This is a genomic window from Candidatus Thiodiazotropha endoloripes (assembly GCF_001708965.1).
In the GTDB taxonomy this organism is placed as follows: Bacteria; Pseudomonadota; Gammaproteobacteria; order Chromatiales; family Chromatiaceae; genus Thiodiazotropha; species Thiodiazotropha endoloripes.
The window spans coordinates 843,120-866,359 of the sequence record NZ_LVJW01000006.1; the positions used below are offsets into that span (position 1 = coordinate 843,120).

Consider the following 23,240-nt stretch of genomic DNA (forward strand, 5'->3'; position numbering starts at 1 on the left):
TAAACGGATTAAATCCTTTCCAAAACCAATAACAACCATCTCTTCTACTGGTCTACACAGGAGAAAAGACAACTGCTTATTACACCCCTTTACCGATAAAAAAGTCACTTCACCTGACTAGCGCCAAATCGAATCAGCAAAGCGCATGATGTAAAACTACTATCGCCCCATTGACAGCACGATGATCTCACTCATTAATAACACAGAAACCGTTTCCGAATGGATCAGCACAATAGGCAATAGTCCCCCATACCCCACTATCTCCACCTTCATGATAACCACCATATTGAACTATTTGCTTTACCAGCCCATCAACATCTTGCGCAAGAAAGTCTAAATGAACCGGCGTCCAATGGCGCTCATAATCACGAACAATCTCACCTGACAGAAGTGGATTTGAACCAGGTTCCTTTTGCTGAAGATATAGATCACAATTTCCCGCTGAAATGACCGACATATCTGGACCCTGATCCCTGAGTTTCTTGCAACCCAATGCATTAATATAAAAGTCCTCGGCCTGTTTCAGATTTGAGACATCAATACTCACTGAGATATTTATCATACGACACCCTTAATCACTTGTTTATACACGTATAACAACGTATACCAACCATACAGAGATCCGATAGTTGATCCAATTTCTCCTATATGGGTTAGCCCACTTCACTTTGAAGCCCCCTCCCTAGGGCCTGTTAACACTAATCCAGGGGGGGGGTATTGTGTCTATTTCATAGGCTCTTTTTCAGAAAGCAACTCACATAGCACTGTTACAAAAGATATGGAAATGAACCGAACTATCTACTCCGTGGCTTTTAAATAGCAACTCAAATCCATATTATATTTTTCAAAAACTTACAAGTATTGTCATCACTTTCACATAGCGCAACATGATCATACAATACTCATTCACGCAAAGTTAACGCAAATAGATACGCTATGTTGTTAAACTTACCACTGTTACAACTCGGCTTGTGAAATAGAGCCAACCGATAACAACATCAAGTCATTTGCTATACTGCCTGATTGATTTAGCCGATGGACTTCAAATAACGCGAGAGAACATCATGCACCAGTTTCAGTTGTCTATAATGCTCACTCTTTTTCTCACCCTAGGGCATGGCCTTGCCAATGCCGATACCACTAAGCGCGGGGAGATAACAGGAGGTGTCGCGCACTCAGCGCCGGACTGGTTCAAAGAGAGCTTCCTGGAAATTGCAGACGATGTGGACGAAGCCAACGATTCAGGCAAACATGTACTGCTGTTTTTCCAGCTCAATGGTTGTCCCTATTGTGATCGCATGCTCAGTGAGATATTTGAGGCCGACCCGCTGATGAGTTACATCCAGGAACATTTCGATGTCATTACCATCAACGTTCGCGGTGACCGTGAGATCGCCTTCAACGAAGAACTTTCAACTACAGAAAAGAAGCTATCAGAACAACTCAACGTGTGGGCAACACCAGGCATCATCTTCCTTGACACAAACAACAAACCGGTGGTGCGTGTCGATGGCTACCGGTCACCGGATCGTTTCAAACACATTCTACACTACGTGGCCGATAAGATTTATAAACAACAAAAACTAGCCACCTATCTGCAGCAGGAGCTAAAAACGAGTGTCTACAGCCTGCGCCCCAACGAACTGTTTAGTGAGTTGACCGACTTATCCAGCGTAAGTGGGCCATTGGCTGTGATCTTCGAAGACAGTCAGTGTCATGATTGCGTCGAATTCCACCAGCACACCCTGGCCGATGAGGCCGTGATCAAAGAACTAAAAAAGTTCACCATTTTACGCTTGGATGCTTCATCCAAAGCACCACTGGTCGACGTTGATGGCAATACCACGACTCCAGCAGAATGGGCGAGCCAATTGCAGATGACTTATCGCCCCGGGGTGGCACTATTCGCCGACGGCAAACTGCTACGTCGCTACGACAGCTTGCTGTTCCGTCACCATTTCAAGGAAGGCTTTCGCTGGATCAGCAGTGGCAGCTACAAGAAAGAAGACTACCCAACCTACTCGGCGCGCCGCACCGAGGAACTGTTGGCTGCAGGCGAAAACATCGACCTGTCGAGGTAAATCCTCACGCAATAGATCTTCGGCTCCACAGTTGCCTCAAGCTCTATACAATGCCACTGTCCGCTCTGGGGCACAGGACTGTACGCCTGAGCACATAGGTTCTATGAACAAGCGGAAATTGCTAGAGAGCATCGGCTCATGAGGAAACGACCTGCATACTTCCTGAGTGAGTTTTAAAGATCACCAGGAGAGCTGCAGGAAACAGATCATAACCAACCAATCAGCAGCTGAGCTGTCCCGGCCGCATGATGTGACAAAAATAATCTGTGACTGTGAAGATGGAAAGCTTGAACTGGTAATTTTGCATGGACCAAGCAATTGCTGATCTCATACTAAAATCACACAACTACTCGATAGACAGGGATATGGAGACGGATAAGCCATTGTTTAATATGGTGGCCAGGGACAGAATCGAACTGCCGACACGGGGATTTTCAGTCCCCTGCTCTACCGACTGAGCTACCTGGCCTCGGTGAGAGGGCCGTATTAAACCGAGGTTACAGGGCCGAGTCAAGTTGGATTGCCATTCTCGTGCCCCGATTTGGCTTAAGAGGCTTGTTCAGGCCTGGGGTTTGTAATCCGCTGGCAGCTCCGAACCTTCACCGAAAAAGAACTGCTCCATCTGCTCTTCGAGAAATTTTCTTGCCTTTGGGTCCATCGGGCTAAGGCGGTTTTCATTGATCAGCATGGTCTGATGCCGCAACCACTCCTGCCAGGCCTCTTTGGAGACACTATCGAAAATCCGCTGCCCCAGCTCACCTGGATAGGGCAGGCGATCCAGCCCTTCGGCCTCTCGTTTCAATCTGACACATTCTACAGTACGGCTCATCTGGCCTCTCCTTCATTGTTTACGACGATCGGGATCTTTGGATCGATCTGTTGCAGGATCGTCGACACCGGCGCCGCCAGACCGAGATCCTCAGGTAGCGACAGGTTATACCAAACCAGGGAACTCTCATCCATGACCGCTTTGAGTGTTTTTTCCAATCTCAACACAACCGGGGTGATATCCAGGTGAAAGTGGCTGAACGTGTGGCGACGGGAGCTCAATTGGCAGAGCTGCTTCACCTGCAACCCCAGATTGGCCTGGCACCAGGGCTCTCCAAGCTGCTCAGTCGGGCACTCGGGCAGACTCCACAAACCACCCCAGATGCCGCTGGGCGGCCGTTTCTGCAGTAGGACATTGTCAGTATCATCCAGCACCACCAGCAGTTGAGCTGAGCGTACCGGCTTACTCGATTTGGCCTTTTTACCGGGATATCGATCGATCTCTCCCCGCGCTCTGGCCACACAGCTCTGCGCCAGTGGGCAGGCACCGCAGAGGGGTTTCGTACGAACACAGACCAGTGCACCTAGATCCATCATAGCCTGGTTGTAATCGGCGCACTGATACTGAGGTGTAAGATGTTCGCTCAGCTGCCACAACCGTTTCAATACCGCCGCCTCCCCTGGCCAGCCTTCGACGGCATAGTGGCGGGCCAGTACCCGTTTCACATTGCCGTCCAGAATCGGCGCATAGTGCCCGAACGCCAGCGAGCGGATTGCCCCGGCGGTGGAGCGTCCGATACCGGGCAGGGATTGCAGGCTTTCAAGATCCTTCGGCAGCTTACCCTGGTGTCCGGCCATCACCAGTTGAGCACAGCGGTGCAGGTTGCGCGCCCGGGCGTAGTAACCCAATCCGGACCAGTGGTGCATGACCAGATCTGAATCCGCCTCGGCCAGAGATTTCAGCTCGGGAAAGCTCTCCATGAAACGATTGAAGTAGTCGATCACCGTAGTGACCTGGGTCTGCTGCAGCATGATCTCGGAGACCCATACCCGATAGGGGTTCCGGGGATTCTGCCAGGGGAGGTGCGTACGGCCATGTTGGGCAAACCAGCCGAGAACCTGCTTGGCGAATCTGCAGCTCTCTGCGCTGTCGGGAAGAGCCGCTGCAGGCGTGTTGCTCAAAGCAGGTTTTTCAGCTTGTCCTTCAACTGATCCTGCAGCTCTTCGGGCAGCTTCTCTTCCAGCTCTTCGCTGACCTTCTCGTCGATCTTGTCATCAAATTTCTTTTTCAGCTTGGCCTTCTGCTGCTCTTCCAGAATCTTGGAGAGCTGAACCGAGAACTCGGGATCATTCCAGTTGCCTTTGATCTTCACCGGAATTGGAATACCTTTCAAATCCTCCAGCGTCTTGCCTCCCTGGCCGGTTGAGGTATTCACGATGACCGGTCGGATTGTATATTTGAGCCGCTCTTCAAGCAGATAGGCTTTGCCGCTACCTTCCAGCCGGATATAGGGTGACTTGGCGTGTAGACGCTGATTGTTGACCACTCCGTTGACGATCTTGGCCACGCCGGTCAGCTCGGAAAAATCGGTCTGCTCCGGCTCATTCAGAACCGGGATCGGCTCACCGCTCAGGCGGGCTTTGGTATCACGGATCATTTTCGCCAGATTGAAACCCTTCACAGCCCCATCGCGAAAGTCGAATGAAACATCCCCATTCAAACCTCTCTTGAGCTGACTGATGGTCTCTCCCTGGCTGGTCAGGGCCATCTCCAGATCACCACTGCCCAGCAGGGTATCCTCCCCGGTCAGGTCTTTCAGCAGCGGACCGGACAATATTCTCGATATCGACTGATTCAGCTTCAAACGGGGCTTGGCGCCTTTTACATCCAGCTCCATATCACCCTTCAGCAGGCCATCGTAAAACCGGCCGATCTCATGATCCACGCTGAGCTTGCCGTCCCGGCTTCTGAGCTTCACCAGAATCGCCTCGGAGTGGAGATTGTTGACTGTCAGATTGTCGATCCGGATGGTGCCGTTGAGCTTCAATTTTCTTAACATCTCGGTCGGAAACAGAGGCTGCTCTTCGCCCCCTTTCTGTTTACCCGGACGTCCGGCGGGTGGAGATGCCTGTTCACTGGATGGGGGAAGATAGCGATCCAGATTGATGCTGTTTACATCCAGATTGAACAGATAGGTGGGATCGGCAAAATCGACAATCTCAAATTTGCCCCTTAAGTTGGTCTGATCCAGGGTCGCCACCAGGTCGTTCAGTTGCAACTGTTCGGGATTGGCGACGAAGCTGGTGGAGAACTGAAGTTTCTCAAGCACGGTCTCATCGGCAGTATCCGGTGCAGGCATACCGAACTGCTCCATCCACTCCCTCAGGTTGAATTCAGCCAGACGAAGCTCTCCCTTCATACTGGGATTGTTCTGGATATCCAGACCTTCCAGACGGCCGGTCAGTTTGAGGTTTCCCGATTCCAGGCTGAGGTCCTGGATATCCAGAGTGCCACTGCTCATGTTGAGCGACAGATCCGATTGCAGTGAAACAGCCACCCCCTTTTCGGGTAAACCCTCACCCTTCACCTCAACATCAAGATCCAGATCATCCATACCGACCGACTGGCTGTCCGGATTTACCACCAGCTGGGTGGTCATCGAGAGTTTACCGTCCATCGCCGGCTTTTGACTGCCGGCCGAGAGGCTGAACTTCAGATCCACCGGTTCACCAGGCGCCACCTCGCCTGTCTCCAACTGGATGTTGTCCACGTAGTAACGTTCACCGGTGGACTGATCGTCCCAGGCAACACTCGCCTGATTGATATTCAGACCACCAATGGTGAAAGCGAGTAGATTCATGTCTCCGGACTTACCAGCCTCAGGAGCGGAACCCGGCTTCTTCCCTGTCGCCTTGCCACCGGCCATATCCTCCCAGTTGGTGATGCCGTTTTTGCTTTTCGCCAGATTCAGCCTGGCCCCATCCACCTGCACCGTATCCACCTCAAGCAGCTGTTTGAACAACAGAGGCAGTAGATTGACTCTTACCGAGGCGTGCTTGACCGAAGCGAACTCGGAACCGTTGAAGCCAGGTGCATTGCTCAGGGTCAGGCCGTTCAGCTCCAGAGCCAAACGGGGAAATACAGACAGGCCGATATCGCCACTGATGGTCAGATCCCTGCCCGTGGCCCGTTTCACTTCGGCAACAATACGATCTTTGTGGTCATTGGGATCGACAAACATCGGGATCAGGATGATTGCTGCGATAACCAGTATCACAACCATTCCGACCAACCAGCCTAACACTTTCAGGATTTTACCCATCCTCTACTCCTTATTGTTATCTTTTGGGCCAGGGGTGGAACAATTCCAGCAAATCTCATACCCACCATCGATCTGCTCGCCGCAGGCCGGGCAGCGCCATGCGGCGACCTTCGAGGCATGCAGATTTAAAAACTGCTCTTTCAGCTGCCTGGCCTTGCTCAGGTCCTGGTCTTCCAATAACCAAAGCGTTGGGAATATATTAGCCGGTAGTTCACCCAGTGCGCCACTGAGGTGATCATTGAGTATCACTGATTCGATTCCCCGATCCTGCAGGTAATCCTTCAGCATCTGCGCCTCAATCCGGTCCTGCGCCTGAAACAGCTCAATCATCTTTGCTGCATACCATCAATTCAAACGGTATGAATTCAGACCTGGAAAACCCCCATGAAAAAGGCATATTTTTATTTAAAAACATAGTATTAAGTATATTGTACCGGCCACCCGAAATGTCAGTTGGAGGGGGCTCTGCCCATGGTCTTCCACTCGCCGCTCTGCATCTGGCAAAAGCGGTAATCACCACGGGCATTGGCCGGTCCAGCCTGATGTTTTATCAGCAGGTCCCGGCAGCTCCGCCCATCGATCTCCACTTGGCGCAATACCGTGTAGGAGCCACTATGACCGGTAGACTCATTATGCCAGTCAAAGGTTTCATCCGGTTTACCCTGCTCAAGGGCCGTTTTCGCCACCTGTTTGGCCTGACTCCAATCCTCTTTGGTAAAATATTTGATTGGAGTGGACTCCTCCAATCGAAGCCCCAGTGCCGAAGCCGATGCAGTCAGCGCCATCAAGGTGATGACGGCGACCAGGTTTTTGATTGTATTCACGAGCACCCCCTGCGGTTCCACTTCGTCTCAGGCCCATTCATCACTCACCCAACGGGGCCAAGCGGTGCCTGAATATGAATCGGCTGACAGCCGGCTTCTGAGTGAACGGTAGTCAACTTGGTTATCGTCCAGCTTTGCTGAATAGCTTAAATCATACATCCTATCAAGGCATACAAAAGAATATCCCCACTTTGACTGTGTAACATTATGTAAATTTAGTGATACATTGGTTCCATGTGTATGGACCCTGTAGCTGGACCAGGATAGAACAGATGAGATCATCACTGCTCTACCACGGCACTTTCCTGCTTCCGCCAATCCGATCTGAATACGATTTAACGGTGCAACAGAGAGAATATGAGATACCATCCAACTCGATTGATCCTGCTACTGACACTGTTCGCGCTACCGCTCTCCAGCGCCCTCGCCGAACGGGGTGAGTCAGTGATGTTCGAACCCAAAGCACACCCCTTTACCGAGCCGCCGCCACAACAGCAGAGCGAGTCTGAGAAATGTGAGCAATTGCTGCAGCAGATCGAAGCGTTGAAAGGCAAACCCCAGCGTCGCCATGCGGCGATTGAGAGACACAAAAAGGCCTGTTTGGAATAACCCGCTCCTTGAATAACGGATTGACCTGCCGGAGAGGGATAAATGGAGCGGGTGATGGGAATCGAACCCACGTTAGTAGCTTGGGAAGCTACAGTTCTACCATTGAACTACACCCGCTGCGTAGAGCCGTCTGGGAATCCTACAATAGCCCAGACTCAAATTGCCAGCCACTCGTCACACCGGCCCACCCTTATAGAGTGTTTCGATGAGATCCCGATGATGCTCGGTGACTTTCTGCCGTTTGATCTTCATGGTCGGCGTCATCAGACCGTTCTCAATACTCCAGGGCTCCAGTAGCACGGCGACCCGCCTGATCTTGGCGTAGCCTGGAAAATCCTTCAGTGCGCCCCGTATGCGCTTCAGAAAAACACCCTGAATCTTTTCATCATTCAGACTCTCCTGATTCGAGGAATCCAGGTCAAACTCTTCAGCCAGACCACCCCACAGATCCGGATTGAGCACCACCAGCGCACCCAGATAGGGCTTGCCCTCACCCACCACCATCGCCTGCTCCACCAGTGGATCCAGCGCAATGGCCATCTCCATGTCCGATGGTGGAATCTTCTCCCCGTTGGAGAGCACCAGAATATCCTTGATCCGGCCGGTAATATGGATATGACCATCTTCATCGATACGCGCCTGGTCACCGGTATGCAACCAGCCCTGTGGATCGATCATCGCGGCGGTGGCCGCATGGTTGTTCCAGTAGCCGAGCATCATGCCCGGGGTTTTTACCAGCAACTCGTCATCTTCGCCGATCTTGGTGGTTACCCCGCGCAGCGGTACACCGACACTCTCCGGCTTGATGTTATCCATCGGGTTGACGCTGATCACCGGACTGGTTTCTGTCAGGCCGTAACCCTGCAGCATTGGTAATCCCAGGCCAAGGAACACTCTTGCGATCTCCGGTGAGATGGCGGCTCCGCCACTCACAGCGACCCGTAACCGGCCGCCCAGCTTGTCGAGAATCTTTGCCGACACCAGATGTCGCAGAAGCGGATAGACCAACAGGCCCGGAAACCAGCGCTGGCGTCCCATGCGATATTCGAACTCTTTGAAACCGACCGACTGCGCCATCTGGAACATCATCCGGGCAAAAGCCGGTTTATGTTTCAGCTGGTCCTGAACCCGGGCATAGACCCGCTCGAAAATCCTCGGTACAGCAATAATCGCAGTGGGCTGGATGGTTTGCAGATCTTCCGCCAGCTGTGGAATGGAGCGGGCGAATGAGACCGAAGCACCCGCCATCATCGGCAGATAGTATCCTCCGGTCCGCTCCAGAGTATGGGAGAGTGGCAGAAACGAGAGGAAGCTGTCCTGCTGATAGCAATCCACCACCGTCACCGAGGCGTGAGCAATGGAGAGCATATTGTAATGACTCAACATCACCCCTTTGGGTCTTCCGGTGGTGCCGGACGTATAGACAATCGATGCCAGTGTGTTGGGATCCGCCTTGCGCTTTTGCAGCGCTTCGCCACGGGGCGGTAACCAGTTGCCGGCTTCCCGCACCAGATCATCCTCCCCCGGATCCGGCTGCTTGGCAGTCTCGAGTACCACCACCCGTTGCAGATCGGGTAGCTCCTCCACCACATCCGCCATCCGGTTCCAGCGCCCGGTATCCTGCACCAACAGCAGTTTTACGGCCGCATCCTTGAGGATGTAGGCGATCGCATCCGCACGATCATCGGTATACAGGGGCACCACCACCAATCCCAGCGAGAGGGCGGCCTGATCGAACATCACCCACTCGGGACTGTTGCGCAGCAGTACCGCCACCCGGTCACCCGGCTCCAGATCCTCGCCACTCAACGCCTGACGCCAGCGGGCCACATGACGGGCCATGTCATCCCAGCTCAACTCATACCACTGTTTTTTGGTACGATCATAGTTGCGGTAGGCCACCGCATCCGGTGTGCGGCGCACCCGCTGGAAAAAGAGCCCATCCAGGGTTCCCGCCTGATCCAAGGGTATGAGGTCTTCACTCCAATCCACTTTTCTCTCCTGCATCCACCCCTTTCTTGGCTCTGTCAGCTTGGGGGCTGTTATCATTTTGTCCTTTGCGTAGGTTGTCTCCTTGAGTTGAGGTAGAATCCAAAAACGGAACCTGACTCTACTCCTGACAGAGATCATATGAGATGCAGATTTACTTAAACGGCTTGGAAAAGCAAATTCCTGATTCACTGGATATGGCCGGACTGATTGAAATACTCGAATTGACCGACCAGCGCATTGCCGTCGAGGTCAATGAGGAGTTGGTCCCACGCACGACTTTCAGTGGCCATCTCCTCAACGACCAGGACCGCATTGAGATCATCCATGCGGTTGGCGGCGGTTGAGTTGCCGGCAGAATTTTTAGTTCAACTTCTACAGATAGAATCCGATGTCAAACGATAACCAGACAGACAGCTTTAGCGTCGCCGGACGCACATTTACATCCCGACTCTTGGTGGGAACCGGCAAATACAAGGATATGGCAGAGACCCGCGCGGCAATCGACGCCAGTGGCGCGGAGATCGTCACCATCGCGGTGCGGCGCACCAATATCGGCCAGAACCAGGATGAACCGAATATCCTCGAGACCCTGCCACCGAGCGAATATACCTATCTGCCCAACACCGCCGGTTGCTACGATGCGAAGACAGCCATTCGCACCTGCCGTCTCGCCCGGGAACTGCTGGATGGCCACAATCTGGTCAAACTTGAAGTACTGGGCGATGAGCAGACCCTGTTTCCCGACGTGGTGCAGACCCTGGAAGCGGCTGAGGTGCTGATCAAAGAGGGTTTTGATGTGATGGTCTACACCAACGACGACCCGATCATGGCCAAGCGGCTCGAAGAGCTGGGTTGTGCCGCCGTGATGCCCCTTGCGGCACCGATCGGTTCCGGCCTTGGCGTACGCAATCGCCTCAACATCCGCACCATCGTTGAAAATGCCAAAGTGCCGATTCTGGTCGATGCCGGGGTGGGTACCGCATCCGATGCGGCTGTTGCCATGGAGCTGGGTTGTGACGGGGTGTTGATGAACACCGCCATTGCCGCAGCCCAGGACCCGGTGTTGATGGCCTCGGCGATGAAGAAGGGTATCCAGGCGGGTCGGGAGGCCTATCTCGCCGGTCGCATGCCGGCAAAGCGTTTTGCCTCGGCCTCATCACCAACGGACGGACTGTTTTTCTGACGGATATGCTGCCTCATCAAAAACCGGCGAACTCAGGTGTGGCACAGTCGCACCCGATCGCCTGCAGAATAGCGGCCAGCCCCCCTTATGCCCCAATCTGACCAAAAGTCGCGTCCGATACGCAGCTATGTGCTACGCCAGGGTCGCATGACCGAAGGCCAGCAGAGGGCTTATGAGGCCCTCTGGCCCCGCTACGGCGTGGAACTCGCGGATGGCCAACTCGATCTCTCCGAACGATTCGAGCAGACACAACCGGTCACCCTGGAGATCGGTTTTGGTAACGGTGAGAGTCTGCGCCAACTGGCACAGAAACAACCAGAGCATAACTTTCTCGGGGTTGAGGTGCATGGCCCGGGCGTTGGTCATCTGATGATTCAGTTGGATCAGCATCAACTCAGCAACGTCCGCATCCTCAAGCACGACGCCATGGAGCTGCTGCGCCATCACCTGCAGCCCGGCTCCCTGCAGCGGGTGCTGCTCTACTTCCCTGACCCCTGGCATAAACGTAAACACAACAAACGGCGCATTGTGCAGGATGAGTTCGCCGAACTGGTCCACCGGGCACTGATCCCCGGCGGCATTCTGCATATGGCGACCGACTGGGAAGACTATGCCTTGCAGATGATGAGCGTATTGTCAGCCCATCAGGGATTTGACAACCAGGCCGGTAAGGGAAATTTCTCTCCCCGCCCGGAAACCCGGCCACTGACCAAATTCGAACAGCGTGGCGAGCGCCTTGGCCATGGGGTCTGGGATCTGCTGTTCGAGCGGCTCGCGTAATGGGCAGCCTGACCCTGAAACAGTTCCGCGCGCCGTTGCTGGAACCGATCGACCTGCATCTGCAGGCGGGTGAATGCCAGACCCTCAGCGGTCCTTCAGGATCGGGTAAAACCCGTCTGTTACGGGCACTGGCCGACCTTGATCCGTCCCAGGGAGAAGTCTCTCTCAACAATCAGGAGAGATCGACCTTCAGCGCCCCACAGTGGCGCAGCAAAGTGGGTCTGCTGCTGGCTGAGAGCGGCTGGTGGCTGGAGCGGGTCGGCGACCATTTCAAACAGCCACAGGCGGAACTGTTCGAGCGCCTGGAACTACCCAGTGAAGCGATCAACTGGGAGGTCAGCCGCCTCTCCAGCGGTGAGCGCCAGCGACTCTCGCTGATCCGACTGCTGTGCAACCAACCCCAGGTTCTGCTGCTGGATGAAGCCACCGCCAATCTGGACCAGGCCAACACCGCCAAAGTGGAGAGACTGATCGCCGACTGGCGAAATCAGCACCAGGTAGCCGTTCTCTGGGTCACCCATGACCCGCAACAGCGAAAACGGGTCAGTGACCACAGCTGGTTGATCGAGTCGGGGCGACTGAGGAAGGCCCCTTGAACCTGATCCTGCTGACCCCCCTCGATCTTGCCATCGCCGCAACCCTGGTGGTTGCACTGGCACTGATTTCCCTACGGCTCTCCCTGGGAATCGAGGGCAAGCTGCTGATTGCCGCCCTACGTACCGTCATCCAGCTCAGCCTGCTCGGTCTGGTATTGAAGTTTCTGTTTGTTCAATCCCACCCGCTGTTGATCAGCGCCTTGGCGATGTTCATGCTGTTCGTTGCCGGTTATGAGGTGATGGCGAGGCAGCAGCGCCGTTTCAGCGGCATCTGGGGATTTGGCGTGGGCACCCTCTCGATGTTCATCTCATCCTTCAGTGTCACCATCCTCGCCTTGACTGTGATTATCCAGGCAGAGCCCTGGTATTCGGTGCAGTATCTGATTCCGTTGCTCGGCATGATGCTGGGCAACACCATGTCGGGGATTGCCATCGCTCTGGACAACCTGACCCAGAACGCCTGGCAGAGACGCCAGGAGATCGAGGCCCGCCTGATCCTCGGGCACTCCTGGGATCAAGCCATCCGGGAGATTCGCCGCAATGCCCTGCGCAGCGGTCTGATTCCAATCATCAATGCGATGGCTGCGGCCGGCATCGTCAGTCTGCCCGGGATGATGACCGGCCAGATACTCGCCGGCACACCGCCGATGGAAGCTTCAAAGTACCAGATACTGATCATGCTGTTGATCGCCGCGGGTACCGGATTCGGTGCCACCGCAGCAGTATGGATCGGCGCCAAGCGGCTGTTCGATGACCGGGAGCGTCTACGACTCGACCGGTTGGGCAAAAAACGCGCCTGACTCGCCGAGCGACAGCCCCCTCGAGATCCTATTCAGGCTCTCGCTCCCCTCGTATCACCTTGATGATCAATAGAATCACCGGAATACCATGCAGCAGCAGGTCGAAGATATCGATCGGACGATGCAGCGTACCGGCCATCAGCATCTTCAGCTTCTCCCACAAATGGGGCTCAGGTACGAACGGCGCCAGCCCGAGCAGTAGCGCAGGCAGTACGATCATATGCATGGGAATGCGGTCAAGCCAATTGAACATCTCGTTTTGTTTCCTCTACTTCAACACCATTGCCGCTAAGGCAGCCGCTCCCATTTTTAGCCGATAAGGGTTCGGACCCTGACAGTCTGCTGCGCCATTATCACCGATTTCAATGCGACTTTCAGTCCCGACGGCCTGGTTTGAAGTGCCGCTGCATCTCCGCCGCCATGGCGCTCAGACCACCCAGCGACCAGCCCCCATCCACCGGCATTACCGCACCGGTGATATAGCTGGCCATCGGTGAGGCGAGAAACAGTGCCAGATTGGCCACATCCCCGGCTCTGCCCAGCCGCTTCAGAGGCACGGAGTCGGTGATCATCTGTCTGGCTTCCGTGGTGGGGGCCAGGCGTTTCATCCCTTCGGTTTCGGCAATCGGACCGGGCACGATCGAATTGACTCTCACCCCGGACTCACCCCACTCCATGGCCAGCACCCGGGTCACCATATCCACCCCCGCCTTGGCGGCGCAGACGTGCAGCTGCAACGGCATGGGTATGTAGGCCTGAGGGGCTGAAATATTGATCACCGAAGCACCGGGTTTTGTCAGGTAGGCATAGGCCGTGCGCAGAACATGATAGGTGCCCAACAGATCGATATCGACCACAGCGGAGAAGCCTGCCGGGGACATATCCAACGCACTGGCTGGAAAGTTACCGGCTGCTCCGGAGACCAGCACATCGATACCGCCGAAGTGATCGCTGATTCCACCGACGGTCTGCTCCACAGCCGACAGATCCCGTACATCGGCACAGCGGCCAATGGCCTCCCCACCAGCTGCTGAAAGGCGTGACAGGGCACTCTCCAACCGCTCCCTGGAACGGCCGACAACCGCAACCCTCGCCCCGTTCTCAGCGAATGCTTCAGCGATGCCCAGATTGATACCACTGGTTCCGCCAACCACCAATACCGACTGTCCGGAGAAGTCGATCTGCTGCGCCATAGCCACCTCCAGGATCCGTTATCTGTCCAGTTTTATGATATTTCCTTTGATACCGATCCCAGCGCTGTAGATCGAGGAAAAACCTAAAGCTCACCCAGCATGCGTTTCGCCTCGATACCGACACTGTTGTCAGCACCCAGTTCGATCGCTTTGTTGAAGGCGGCTGCGGCTCCCGCTTTATCACCGATCTGGGCCAGGATGAAACCCAACGAGAGGCGGATGCGTTGAAACTCTCCATCCTGCTGAATCCCTGCCAACAGGATATCGACCGCCTGTTCGTTCTGGCCGGTATAAAAGAGCGCCAGGCCAAGATCGTTATAGGATTCAACATCCTTGGGATCGATGGTCAATGCGCGTTCGTAGAGCTCGATCGCCTGAGGGTAGTTTTTCTGCGCAAAATAGCTATCCGCCAACCTCGCGATCAGCTCTGGATCCTCCTCTTTGAGATCCTCGATCGTCGGGGTATAGCCCATTCCAGGGGTCAACCCTGTCGGGCTGGGATTGGGTAACGGATGGGGAGCAACCGGAGTGGAAGGTGCGGGTGTCGCAGCAACCACCGGTCTCTGTTCATAGTAGCTGCGGGTGATTGCGTAGACCATCAGGCCATAGGTGATCTGCGCAACGATGATAACCAGCCATGTAAGTGCACTGAATTTTGGCATATCTGTCAATATCTTAGTTTTGATTTATCGATTGTGATCCTGACGCTCTGTAAAGCGTTCAGGGCCCAAGACTGCCCCCAGAGTCAGCTCCCTGTCAACCGGGATGCCCATTAGTTTTGTACATCAAATCCAAAATAATTAAAATCCACCCATTGATATTGGAGTGTCAATAGGAAGTTTGAAATATCACAGACTGAGGGAATAGATCGCATGGCCAGGGAAAAACGTACAGGCATACCATCGGTTCCAGACAACTTCGCGGAACTGCTCAATCAGTGGCAACAGAACACGCTGCAGAAAATCGAGAGTTTTGGCTGGTCCGTAAAATTCATCCGTCGCCCCCTGTTTCAGGAGATCACCATTGTGGTGACCAATCCAACAGGTGACCAGATCGGTACTCTGGAGCAGGATGGTGAAGTCAGTGTCCATCCAGTCTCCGACTTTCGCCGCTGATCTGCTGCTATCCACCCGGAGTCTGAGGATGCCTGGTTAGCAAGAGAAGGATCACTCAATCACTTCGTCGGCCAGAATCAGGACATCTTCCGCCAGTTTGACGCCGATCTTACTGGCTGTTTTGGCATTCAGGGTCAAACGGGTGCCCAAAGGATCCTGCACACCGATCTGTGTTGGCTTGACTCCCAGAGAGAGTATCTGTGTCGCCAGGGCAGCCGCCTGTCCGCCAATACTCGGGATGTCGGGATTGACGGCCAACAGCAGTCCAAGCTTGACCACGTTGTCCGACTGACCGATGCAGATCAGTCGGTCCTTGACACACTGCCGCTTCAGCCAGTGGATGTTCTCCAGGGTATAGAGCACCGGATCTGTCGGCAACCAGATTGCATCGACCTCACCGGCCAGCCTGCGATAGGCCTGCTTCAGCTCTTTCGCCCGTTCAATCGGCCTGGCACTGATCTCGATACCGACCAGTTCTGCCGCACTCTTCGCCTCCCGGACACTCATCGCACTGTGAGACTTGCTGTAGATCACCCCTAACCGTCCGATATCCGGGAACAGCAGATTCATGGAGAGTAACTGGGTACCCGGTGAAACCTCAGCGTTTATGCCGGCCAGATTCTCCTGTCCCTCCAGCAGGCGATAGCGCTGCCAGTTCAAGACCATGGCAAAGATTACCGGCACTTGTTGGCTGTTCTGGGTTGCGGCTTTGGCAAAGTAGGCCGCCTTGGCGCCAAACGCCACGATCAGTGAAGGTTTTGACGACATCACACGGCCCAACACTTGTGGTGCCTGCTGGATATCACCCTGGAGATTGAAGACCTCGATCGGTTGTTTCACTTTTGCCCTGAACTCACCCAGAGGTTGCTGGTAGACAGCCTCCGAATCCGAGAGCAGCACGGCAATCGTCTGTTGGGTAGACCAGGCTGGCTGGGTGAACAGCAACAAGATAAAAATCAGTAGATATCTATCTTTCATGACTGCTCCACCCTTCAATCTGAAGTGTTCGCATGACAGTACTGTTTTGAGAGGAAAACATGAATTCTTTGAGTTTGGCTGCCTGTTCCTTTGTGATGACACCCTCTATGTAACCCAATACAGGCATATCAATCGGAGTCGATTCACTGATGACTTCTAGAGAATCGATCAGTCTGGGATTAATTTTTCGAAACAGCTTCATATTGGCCTGAGATACCAGGGCGACATCAACCTGTCCCAATGCCGCCGCAAAAATCGCATCGGCGTCTTTAGGCACTTCAACAATACTCAGCTTCTCGAACGCCACAAAGCTGCCGGAGTTCAGCATGCTTGCCAGTAACTGCTTAGAACCCGGACCAAGACTGGTCATCGCCAGGGTCGGACGCTCGGGCCTGTTGATACTCTCATCCTTGCCAAGTCTGGCAACCAACAGTTTTCGATAGCTGTTTTGCTGCTGGTGAACAGATTGCAACAGGGGGATAAAGCGAATCTCATCCGCATTGCGTTTCAGATACCAGTAAGGCGCAAACACAAACGCCGGTCGATCGCTCCGTACACGGGCGTCAAAATCGGTCAAGTGCGCAAACGGCTGGAACTCGACGGCCAGATCAAAGCCTGCCAGCAGCGACTCCATATCGCTCTTCAGACGGCCAAGATTGTTTTGTGGCGAGTCGGGATTGAAATAATAGAAACGTAACCCATCATCCCCGGCCGCTTGGCCAGGCACGATCAGCAGGTATAGCCATAACAGCCAGAATCCCAGGTTTAATCGTTTCAGGTTATGCAATCAGTCTGCTCCCTGAGAGCCGTAATCAACCCTAAGGCAGTTGGAAGTAAAAAGTTGCGCCACAATCCACCTCGGATTCAGCCCACACGGTACCACCATGCCGATGTATGATTCTGGCCACAGTCGCCAGACCGATACCGGTACCTTCAAAGTCACTGCTTTTATGTAACCGCTGAAAGGCACCGAACAGTTTATCGGCGTAACGCATATCGAATCCGGCGCCATTATCCTGTACAAAGTAGCAGGATTTGCCCTCCTTTACAGCTTTACCGAAAACAATTTCAGCTTTTTCACAACGACTGGTGTACTTCCAGGCATTACCGATCAGATTATCCAGAGCGATAGCCAGCAATTGGCGGTCACCCTGGACCATCAGGCCGGGCTCAACCTGAAAACTCACCTGACGCTCTGGCTCACTCTCTACCAGCTTGCTGAGGGTGGCATTGGCCAGTTCACTCAAATCGACCTCACCGACCCGCATCTCCTGTCGCCCGAGTCTTGAGAGCCTCAGCATATCGTCGATCAACACCCCCATACGGGATGCTGCGGCTCTGACCCGATGCAGGTAATCGAGTCCGGTCTCATCGAGGCTCTGCTGGTACTCTTCAGTAAGCACCTGGCTGAATCCTTCAATACTGCGCAATGGGGCACGCAGATCGTGGGATACCGAGTAGTTGAACGCTTCAAGCTCTTTGTTGCTTCGAGCCAGTTCGATGGTCCTCTCCTCAACCTTGTACTCCAGTGAACGGTTGTAGTCATCCAGCGCCCGATGTGAGCTTTCAAGATTGCTGGCCATGCGGTTGAAGGAGGTGGCAAAGGTCCCAAACTCTGCACACATCAGCCCCTGCATACTCAGGCGATAGTTGAGATCACCGGCAGAGACCTCCTTGACACCGGCGTCGAGCTGGTCGACCGCCTTCAGCAGACGCCTTGTGATAAACAGTGAAATCATAAAACCGAACAGGATGAAGATGGCCGCAACACTGATGTAGAAAACCCAGATCCGGGTGATCTCCTCATCCCATTCGGCGGTCCGCTCATTGATGCTCTCCTGCATAGCCGCCAATGAGATACCGCAATACAGAATGCCCCATAACTCCTGACCATTGAATACCGGCGTCACGACCTGCATCATCTGGCTCTGAGTCGCCACAGCGCTCGGCGTGTCGATGATCTGAATCGAAAAATCCGTTACCTGATCGCCGATGAACTCCTCTTCCAACAAGGCCAATGCCTGCTTGTCGACTGGGGTGTCCGGCAGGCTGCCGACCTGATCCACCCGATTGTGAGCGACCACTTGTCCCAGATTGCTGAGTACCTTGCAGTACTGAATATCCTGATCACCCTCTGTGACCTGTTGCATCAGGCTGATCAGGAAGCTGAAATCGTAGCCGGTGATGGCCTGGTTGGCGCTGAGGGCCATACTGCGGACCAGTGAAGCGCTACGGGCCTGCATGGCATCATGAATCGAGGCGATATCCTCTGCCTGTTCAGTTTGGTAGAAGTTGTTAATCTGCTGCCAGAAGAGCAGACTGATCGCCATAAAAAGCAGCAGCAATGCCAGATTCATCGACACCAGATAGACCCGGATCGAAGGCAGTTTGCCAGCATGATGTCGAATACTTTTAAGTCCCATAGAGGCCCAAGTTTAGATAGCACATTGCTTCATGTCAGCTAAGAATGCGTTTTCTCTTGATTTTTCTCAATCACCCTCCTAGGTTTAGATCTTTCATTATAGATTTGACCGTTGATATCAACCTCGAATCACTATCCCCTGAGGGGAAATGATGCAGAGTAATGATAGGAACAAAATGCCACGCACTTCCTGCAAGAGCCTCATCCCAATACTCATCTTAAGCTACCCGCTTGCCACCCAGGCAAACGAGACTTCGCTCATCACGGACCAGCAGATGGAGGAGGCGGAACGTCTGTTCAGCGGACCGGTTGAAGAGGACTACTACAGAACCGATGCCGTTCTGGTGAGCGCCACCGGCAGTGCCAAGCCGGTATTCCTGGCACCTTCCGTCGCCAGTGTGATCACCAAGGAAGAGATCAAGGCGATGGGCGCCACCACGCTGGATGAAGTTCTGGAGACCGCGCCTGGTTTGCATGTCTACATGTCACCATCACCCAACTATCAGAAACAGTGGTCGATCCGTGGCGTTCATACCAATGACAATCCTCATGTTCTGCTGTTGATCAATGGGCAGTCGGTGCAGGATATGCTGCAGGGAGGGCGTCCAAATCACCTGCAGATACCGGTTAGCATGATCTCCCGGATTGAGGTGATCAGAGGACCGGGATCAGCAGTTCATGGTGCTGACGCCTTTGCCGGCAGCGTCAATGTGATCACCAAGGATGGACAGGAGATTGCCGGTTCACAGGGCGGTTACCGTGGCGGCTCCTTTTCCCGTAAGGACGCCTGGGCCCTGCATGGAGGAACTTATCAGGGCTGGGACATCGCCATGACCCTGGACACGATGAAATCGGAGGGTGACGACGAACGCATCATCGAAGAGGATTTTCAATCATTGCTGGACCAAAGCTTTGCTACCAACGCCTCTATCACACCCAAAGCAATGGATACGAAGCATGATCTGATTAACGCCTACTTAAGTTTCAACCGCCCCGATTGGCAGATCTATCTTTGGGGATGGCAGGAGAGAGATGGTGGATCCTATGCTGGACTTGCGAATGCATTGGCTGATGGAAATGAATTGCAAAACGATGTTTTTCAGGCAGGTGTCTCACACAGCAACGATGAATGGCTAAACAATTGGCAGTTCGACTTCAGTCTCAGCTATCTCTATCTCAAGACGGCCACCAACCTGCAACTATTCCCGCCCGGCGCCTTGTTACCGATCGGCAGTGACGGTAACCTCAATTTTACCAATCCCGCCGGGCTCACCCTGTTTACCGATGGCTATATCGGTTTTCCTACACGCACCCAAAATCAATACAGCGCTGAGACCACAGCCTTGTATGATGGCTTCCCCCAACATCATCTTCGACTGGCTTTGGGCTATCGAGTGACAGATGTGGTGTTCAAAGCCTATCAAAACTGGGGACCAGGGGTACTCGACGGCACTCAGACAGTGGTCGATGGGACGCTGACCGATCTCACCGATGATCCCAGAATATTCATGCCGGATGTGGAGCGTCGCCTCTGGTATCTCTCCGCCCAGGATGAGTGGAGCTTTGCAAAAAACTGGGAATTGACCCTTGGCGCCCGCTATGACCGCTATTCCGATTTTGGCGGGACATTCAACCCCAGAGCCGCACTGGTCTGGCAAACCCGCTACGACATGACCACAAAGTTGCTTTATGGACGGGCATTCCGGGCACCCAGCTTCGCCAACATGCATGCACAGAACAACCCGATCGGCTTAGGCAATCCGGACCTGGATCCGGCAACCCTGGACACCCTGGAACTGGTATTCGACTATCGACCAACAGCCGATCTGCGGATCGCCGCCAATCTGTTCGTCTACGATATTGAAGGTCTGATCGCATTCGAACCGGATGAGGGTGAAGCAACCACCACCTCGCAAAACGCCCGGGATCAGAAAGGCCACGGGCTTGAGCTCGAGGGAGACTGGCAGTTCACTGACAGCCTGAGGCTGACTTCGAATATGGCCTGGCAGGACTCTGAAGACAAACAGACCGGTGATCCGGTACCGAACGCTCCCGGCCTGCAGGCCTATTTCGCAGGTAATTGGACCTTTATGCCGGACTGGTCGGTCAATGCCCAATGGTTCTGGATAGGAGAGCGGGAACGGGCCAGTGGTGATAACCGCAATCAGATTGACGACTACTCAATCACCAATCTGACACTGCACCGGCAGGCCCTTTTCGAACACCTGGACCTGGCCATGGCGGTACGCAACCTGTTCGATGAGGATGTTAGGGAACCGAGCACCTCAGTGATCCCCGACGACTATCCGATGAATGGACGCGAGATCTGGGCAGAATTGCAAATCAATCTATGACGCACTCCGCTATTCCGTTAACTCATCGACGTAAAACAGTCTCCTTCTTCGCGCTCATCCCTCTGCTGTTTTCTGTTGCTGCCATGGCCACCCCCCCGGTGATCACCGATCAACAGATGAGTGAGGCTGAAAGCCTGTTCAGCGGACCGGGTGAAGAGGACTACTACCGGACCGATGCCGAGCTGGTAACGGCCACCGGCAGTGCCAAACCTGTGTTTCTTGCACCATCGGTGACGAGCGTCGTCAGCAAGCAGGCGATCCGGGAGATGGGGGCAAGGAGCCTGTACGAAGTATTGGAGACGGTAGCCGGACTCCATGTCGCCCCCTCAAGCAACTTCGGCCCACTGATTACCAACATCAACATTCGCGGGATCACCACCGCACTGAATCCGCAAGTGTTGGTATTGTTCAATGGCACACCGGTCAAGGATCTGTGGAACGGCAATCTCGGCCACCGCTTTGAGATGCCGGTGGAGATGATCTCCAGGATCGAGGTGGTCAGGGGACCAGGTTCCGCGATTCATGGCGCCGATGCCTTTGCCGGTACGATCAATATCATTACCAAGGATGGTCAGGAGATCGGTGGCGTGCGTGTCGGTTATCGCCAGGGATCATTCGATACCCGCAATGGCTGGCTGCAGTATGGTGGCAATCATCAGGGCTGGGATCTGGTTGCCAGCATCGAGGCGCTGAAACAGGGAACCGATGACCAGCGAACCATAAAACAGGATCTGCAAACCACTCTGGATGAGAGTTTCGGTACCCAGGCCTCCCAGGCCCCCGGCGCCATGAATCTGGACAACCGTCTGCTGAATTTCCATTTTGGCCTACGCAAGGCTGAGTGGACCGCCCGCCTCTGGGGTATCAGGCAACGGGATGCCGGAGTGGGTGTCGGCGCCGCCCCGGTACTGGATGCTGAAGGCTCACACGACAAGGATCTCTACAATCTCGATCTGCTCTACCAGAACCAGGATCTTCATCCGGACTGGAATCTGGAACTTCGCTTCAACTACAACTACGCCGATTATGTGAGCAGGTTCAACCTCTTTCCGCCAGGCGCTAGCCTACCCATCGGTGCTGACGGTAACCTGGACTTCAACAACCCGGTGGGGGTCACCCATTTCAGTGACGGCTACATCGGCCACCCGGCCGCCACCAACCGCATCTACCGTAACAGTATCATTGGCATCTATGATGGCTTGGCGCACCATCTTATTCGCCTCTCAGCAGGCTATGACAGCCTGGAGTACAAAGCCGGGGCAAGGCAGAACTTCGGCCCGGGGGTACTCGATGGAAGTCCACAGGAGGTGGATGGCACTCTGACCAGCGTCACCGGCACCCCCTATAACTACAGCCCGAACAAGAAACGGGATCTCTGGTTCATCTCGCTGCAGGACGAATGGGCTCTGGCCAAGGATTGGGATCTTACCCTCGGTGCCCGCTACGACCGCTACTCGGACTTTGGCGACACATTCAACCCCAGGCTGGCGCTGGTCTGGCAGACACGCTACGACCTGACCACCAAGCTACTCTATGGCCGGGCATTCCGCCCACCCTCATTCTCGGAACTCTATGCACAGAACAACCCGGTTCAACTGGGTAATACCGAGCTGGATCCGGAGACCATCGACACCCTGGAGTTTGCCTTGGACTGGCGCCCCACTGCGGACCTGAGAATGGCCAGCAACCTGTTTGTTTATGAGATACAGGACCTGATCGAGGCGCTACCCGATGAGGGTGGCGCCAGCAACACCAATCAGAACGCCAGGGACCAGCGGGGACATGGCATCGAATTCGAGATCGACTGGCAGGTGAACACGCAACTCAGGCTGCAGAGCAACGGCGCCTGGCAACACAGTGAAGATAGCGATAGCGGCAAGCGTCTGGCCAACTCCCATGGCTTTCAATACTACGCCCGGGCCAATTGGCAGTTTCTGCCGAACTGGTCACTCGACGGCCAGTGGTTCTGGATTGGAGAACAGAAGCGGGCTGAAGGGGACAATCGGGACGATATCAACGCCTATCATCTGCTCAACCTGACACTGCGTAAAAAACAGTTGATCGACTATGTGGATCTGGCATTCGGCATCCGGAATCTGCTGGACGACGAGATCGCTGAACCCGCCAGCTCAACCATCATCAACGAGTACCCATTGGACAGCCGGGCCTATTGGCTGGCGCTTGAGGTTAACTACTACTAGGGCCTGTTGTGCCTATTGGAT

23 protein-coding genes and 2 tRNA genes are annotated in these 23,240 nt (G+C 54.3%); 10 read left to right on the forward strand and 15 right to left on the reverse strand.

Annotated features, from left to right (window positions below; translation table 11 throughout):
- Positions 1–187: 187 nt before the first annotated feature.
- Positions 188–562, reverse strand: a complete 375-nt coding sequence (locus tag A3193_RS14425; RefSeq protein ID WP_069015142.1) for a VOC family protein — start codon at positions 560–562, stop codon at positions 188–190.
- A 502-nt stretch (positions 563–1,064) separates the two neighbouring features.
- On the opposite strand from A3193_RS14425, the gene A3193_RS14430 reads away from it, so the two are divergent.
- Positions 1,065–2,081 carry a thioredoxin family protein gene (locus A3193_RS14430; RefSeq protein ID WP_083218783.1) on the forward strand — a complete coding sequence of 339 codons (1,017 nt, stop codon included), beginning with the start codon at positions 1,065–1,067 and terminating at the stop codon, positions 2,079–2,081.
- A 393-nt stretch (positions 2,082–2,474) separates the two neighbouring features.
- Here the strand turns inward: A3193_RS14430 and A3193_RS14435 are convergent.
- The 6 genes from A3193_RS14435 to A3193_RS14460 form a co-directional block, all read right to left on the reverse strand.
- Positions 2,475–2,550 (reverse strand) — tRNA-Phe (locus A3193_RS14435).
- A 90-nt stretch (positions 2,551–2,640) separates the two neighbouring features.
- Positions 2,641–2,910 (reverse strand): oxidative damage protection protein, encoded by a 270-nt coding sequence (locus A3193_RS14440; RefSeq protein WP_069015144.1) that lies wholly within the window; start codon positions 2,908–2,910, stop codon positions 2,641–2,643.
- Complete coding sequence (gene mutY / locus A3193_RS14445) at positions 2,907–4,031, reverse strand: A/G-specific adenine glycosylase (RefSeq protein ID WP_069015145.1); 1,125 nt, start codon at positions 4,029–4,031, stop codon at positions 2,907–2,909. Before mutY ends, A3193_RS14440 begins: the two co-directional genes overlap by 4 nt.
- On the reverse strand, positions 4,028–6,172 hold the full coding sequence (locus A3193_RS14450) for an AsmA family protein (RefSeq protein WP_069015146.1): 2,145 nt from the start codon (positions 6,170–6,172) through the stop codon (positions 4,028–4,030). Before A3193_RS14450 ends, mutY begins: the two co-directional genes overlap by 4 nt.
- Positions 6,173–6,175: 3 nt before the next feature.
- A complete protein-coding gene (locus A3193_RS14455; protein WP_069003554.1) occupies positions 6,176–6,502 on the reverse strand; it encodes a putative signal transducing protein in 327 nt (108 codons plus the stop codon).
- A 119-nt stretch (positions 6,503–6,621) separates the two neighbouring features.
- Positions 6,622–6,996 carry an RT0821/Lpp0805 family surface protein gene (locus tag A3193_RS14460; protein ID WP_069003553.1) on the reverse strand — a complete coding sequence of 125 codons (375 nt, stop codon included), beginning with the start codon at positions 6,994–6,996 and terminating at the stop codon, positions 6,622–6,624.
- A 357-nt stretch (positions 6,997–7,353) separates the two neighbouring features.
- Between A3193_RS14460 and A3193_RS14465 the strand changes: the two genes are divergently transcribed.
- On the forward strand, positions 7,354–7,605 hold the full coding sequence (locus tag A3193_RS14465; protein ID WP_069003552.1) for a hypothetical protein: 252 nt from the start codon (positions 7,354–7,356) through the stop codon (positions 7,603–7,605).
- A gap of 43 nt (positions 7,606–7,648) precedes the next feature.
- Here the strand turns inward: A3193_RS14465 and A3193_RS14470 are convergent.
- Together A3193_RS14470 and A3193_RS14475 are read right to left on the reverse strand one after the other, a co-directional pair.
- A tRNA-Gly gene (locus tag A3193_RS14470) sits at positions 7,649–7,722 on the reverse strand.
- A gap of 57 nt (positions 7,723–7,779) precedes the next feature.
- On the reverse strand, positions 7,780–9,612 hold the full coding sequence (locus A3193_RS14475; RefSeq protein WP_069015147.1) for an AMP-dependent synthetase/ligase: 1,833 nt from the start codon (positions 9,610–9,612) through the stop codon (positions 7,780–7,782).
- Between the two features lie 128 nt (positions 9,613–9,740).
- On the opposite strand from A3193_RS14475, the gene thiS reads away from it, so the two are divergent.
- The 5 genes from thiS (at position 9,741) to A3193_RS14500 (ending at position 12,956) form a co-directional block, all read left to right on the forward strand.
- Positions 9,741–9,941, forward strand: a complete 201-nt coding sequence (thiS, locus tag A3193_RS14480; protein WP_069003550.1) for a sulfur carrier protein ThiS — start codon at positions 9,741–9,743, stop codon at positions 9,939–9,941.
- A 44-nt stretch (positions 9,942–9,985) separates the two neighbouring features.
- Positions 9,986–10,780, forward strand: coding sequence for a thiazole synthase (locus A3193_RS14485; RefSeq protein ID WP_069003549.1), 795 nt, complete (start codon positions 9,986–9,988; stop codon positions 10,778–10,780).
- 87 nt (positions 10,781–10,867) lie between these two features.
- On the forward strand, positions 10,868–11,560 hold the full coding sequence (gene trmB / locus A3193_RS14490; protein ID WP_069015148.1) for a tRNA (guanosine(46)-N7)-methyltransferase TrmB: 693 nt from the start codon (positions 10,868–10,870) through the stop codon (positions 11,558–11,560).
- Positions 11,560–12,156, forward strand: a complete 597-nt coding sequence (locus A3193_RS14495; RefSeq protein WP_069015149.1) for an ABC transporter ATP-binding protein — start codon at positions 11,560–11,562, stop codon at positions 12,154–12,156. Before trmB ends, A3193_RS14495 begins: the two co-directional genes overlap by 1 nt.
- Positions 12,153–12,956, forward strand: coding sequence for an ABC transporter permease (locus tag A3193_RS14500; protein WP_069003546.1), 804 nt, complete (start codon positions 12,153–12,155; stop codon positions 12,954–12,956). Before A3193_RS14495 ends, A3193_RS14500 begins: the two co-directional genes overlap by 4 nt.
- A 28-nt stretch (positions 12,957–12,984) precedes the next feature.
- Here A3193_RS14500 and A3193_RS14505 read toward each other — a convergent pair whose 3' ends face one another.
- The 3 genes from A3193_RS14505 to A3193_RS14515 form a co-directional block, all read right to left on the reverse strand.
- Positions 12,985–13,209, reverse strand: a complete 225-nt coding sequence (locus A3193_RS14505; RefSeq protein WP_069015150.1) for an RND transporter — start codon at positions 13,207–13,209, stop codon at positions 12,985–12,987.
- Between the two features lie 121 nt (positions 13,210–13,330).
- Entirely contained in the window at positions 13,331–14,149 is an 819-nt protein-coding gene (locus A3193_RS14510; RefSeq protein ID WP_069003544.1) for an SDR family oxidoreductase, read from the reverse strand.
- 83 nt (positions 14,150–14,232) lie between these two features.
- Entirely contained in the window at positions 14,233–14,811 is a 579-nt protein-coding gene (locus A3193_RS14515) for a tetratricopeptide repeat protein (RefSeq protein ID WP_069003543.1), read from the reverse strand.
- A 210-nt stretch (positions 14,812–15,021) separates the two neighbouring features.
- Between A3193_RS14515 and A3193_RS14520 the strand changes: the two genes are divergently transcribed.
- Positions 15,022–15,264 carry a hypothetical protein gene (locus tag A3193_RS14520; protein ID WP_069015151.1) on the forward strand — a complete coding sequence of 81 codons (243 nt, stop codon included), beginning with the start codon at positions 15,022–15,024 and terminating at the stop codon, positions 15,262–15,264.
- A 51-nt stretch (positions 15,265–15,315) separates the two neighbouring features.
- On the opposite strand, the gene A3193_RS14525 is transcribed toward A3193_RS14520, so the two are convergent.
- Genes A3193_RS14525 through A3193_RS20820 form a run of 3 tightly spaced genes read right to left on the reverse strand, consistent with a single transcriptional unit; the run spans position 15,316 to position 18,665 of the window.
- Entirely contained in the window at positions 15,316–16,242 is a 927-nt protein-coding gene (locus tag A3193_RS14525) for an ABC transporter substrate-binding protein (protein WP_069003541.1), read from the reverse strand.
- Positions 16,232–17,029: a PhnD/SsuA/transferrin family substrate-binding protein gene (locus A3193_RS14530; RefSeq protein ID WP_069003540.1), complete on the reverse strand. Its 798-nt coding sequence runs from the start codon at positions 17,027–17,029 to the stop codon at positions 16,232–16,234. Before A3193_RS14530 ends, A3193_RS14525 begins: the two co-directional genes overlap by 11 nt.
- A 31-nt stretch (positions 17,030–17,060) precedes the next feature.
- Positions 17,061–18,665, reverse strand: coding sequence for a sensor histidine kinase (locus A3193_RS20820; protein WP_069015152.1), 1,605 nt, complete (start codon positions 18,663–18,665; stop codon positions 17,061–17,063).
- A gap of 175 nt (positions 18,666–18,840) precedes the next feature.
- Between A3193_RS20820 and A3193_RS14540 the strand changes: the two genes are divergently transcribed.
- Together A3193_RS14540 and A3193_RS14545 are read left to right on the forward strand one after the other, a co-directional pair.
- Entirely contained in the window at positions 18,841–21,018 is a 2,178-nt protein-coding gene (locus A3193_RS14540) for a TonB-dependent receptor plug domain-containing protein (protein ID WP_069015153.1), read from the forward strand.
- The gene (locus tag A3193_RS14545) at positions 21,015–23,219 is read left to right on the forward strand and encodes a TonB-dependent receptor plug domain-containing protein (RefSeq protein ID WP_069015154.1); all 2,205 of its coding nucleotides are present in this window, start codon (positions 21,015–21,017) and stop codon (positions 23,217–23,219) included. The genes A3193_RS14540 and A3193_RS14545 overlap by 4 nt, the downstream gene beginning before the upstream one ends.
- Positions 23,220–23,240: the final 21 nt, after the last annotated feature.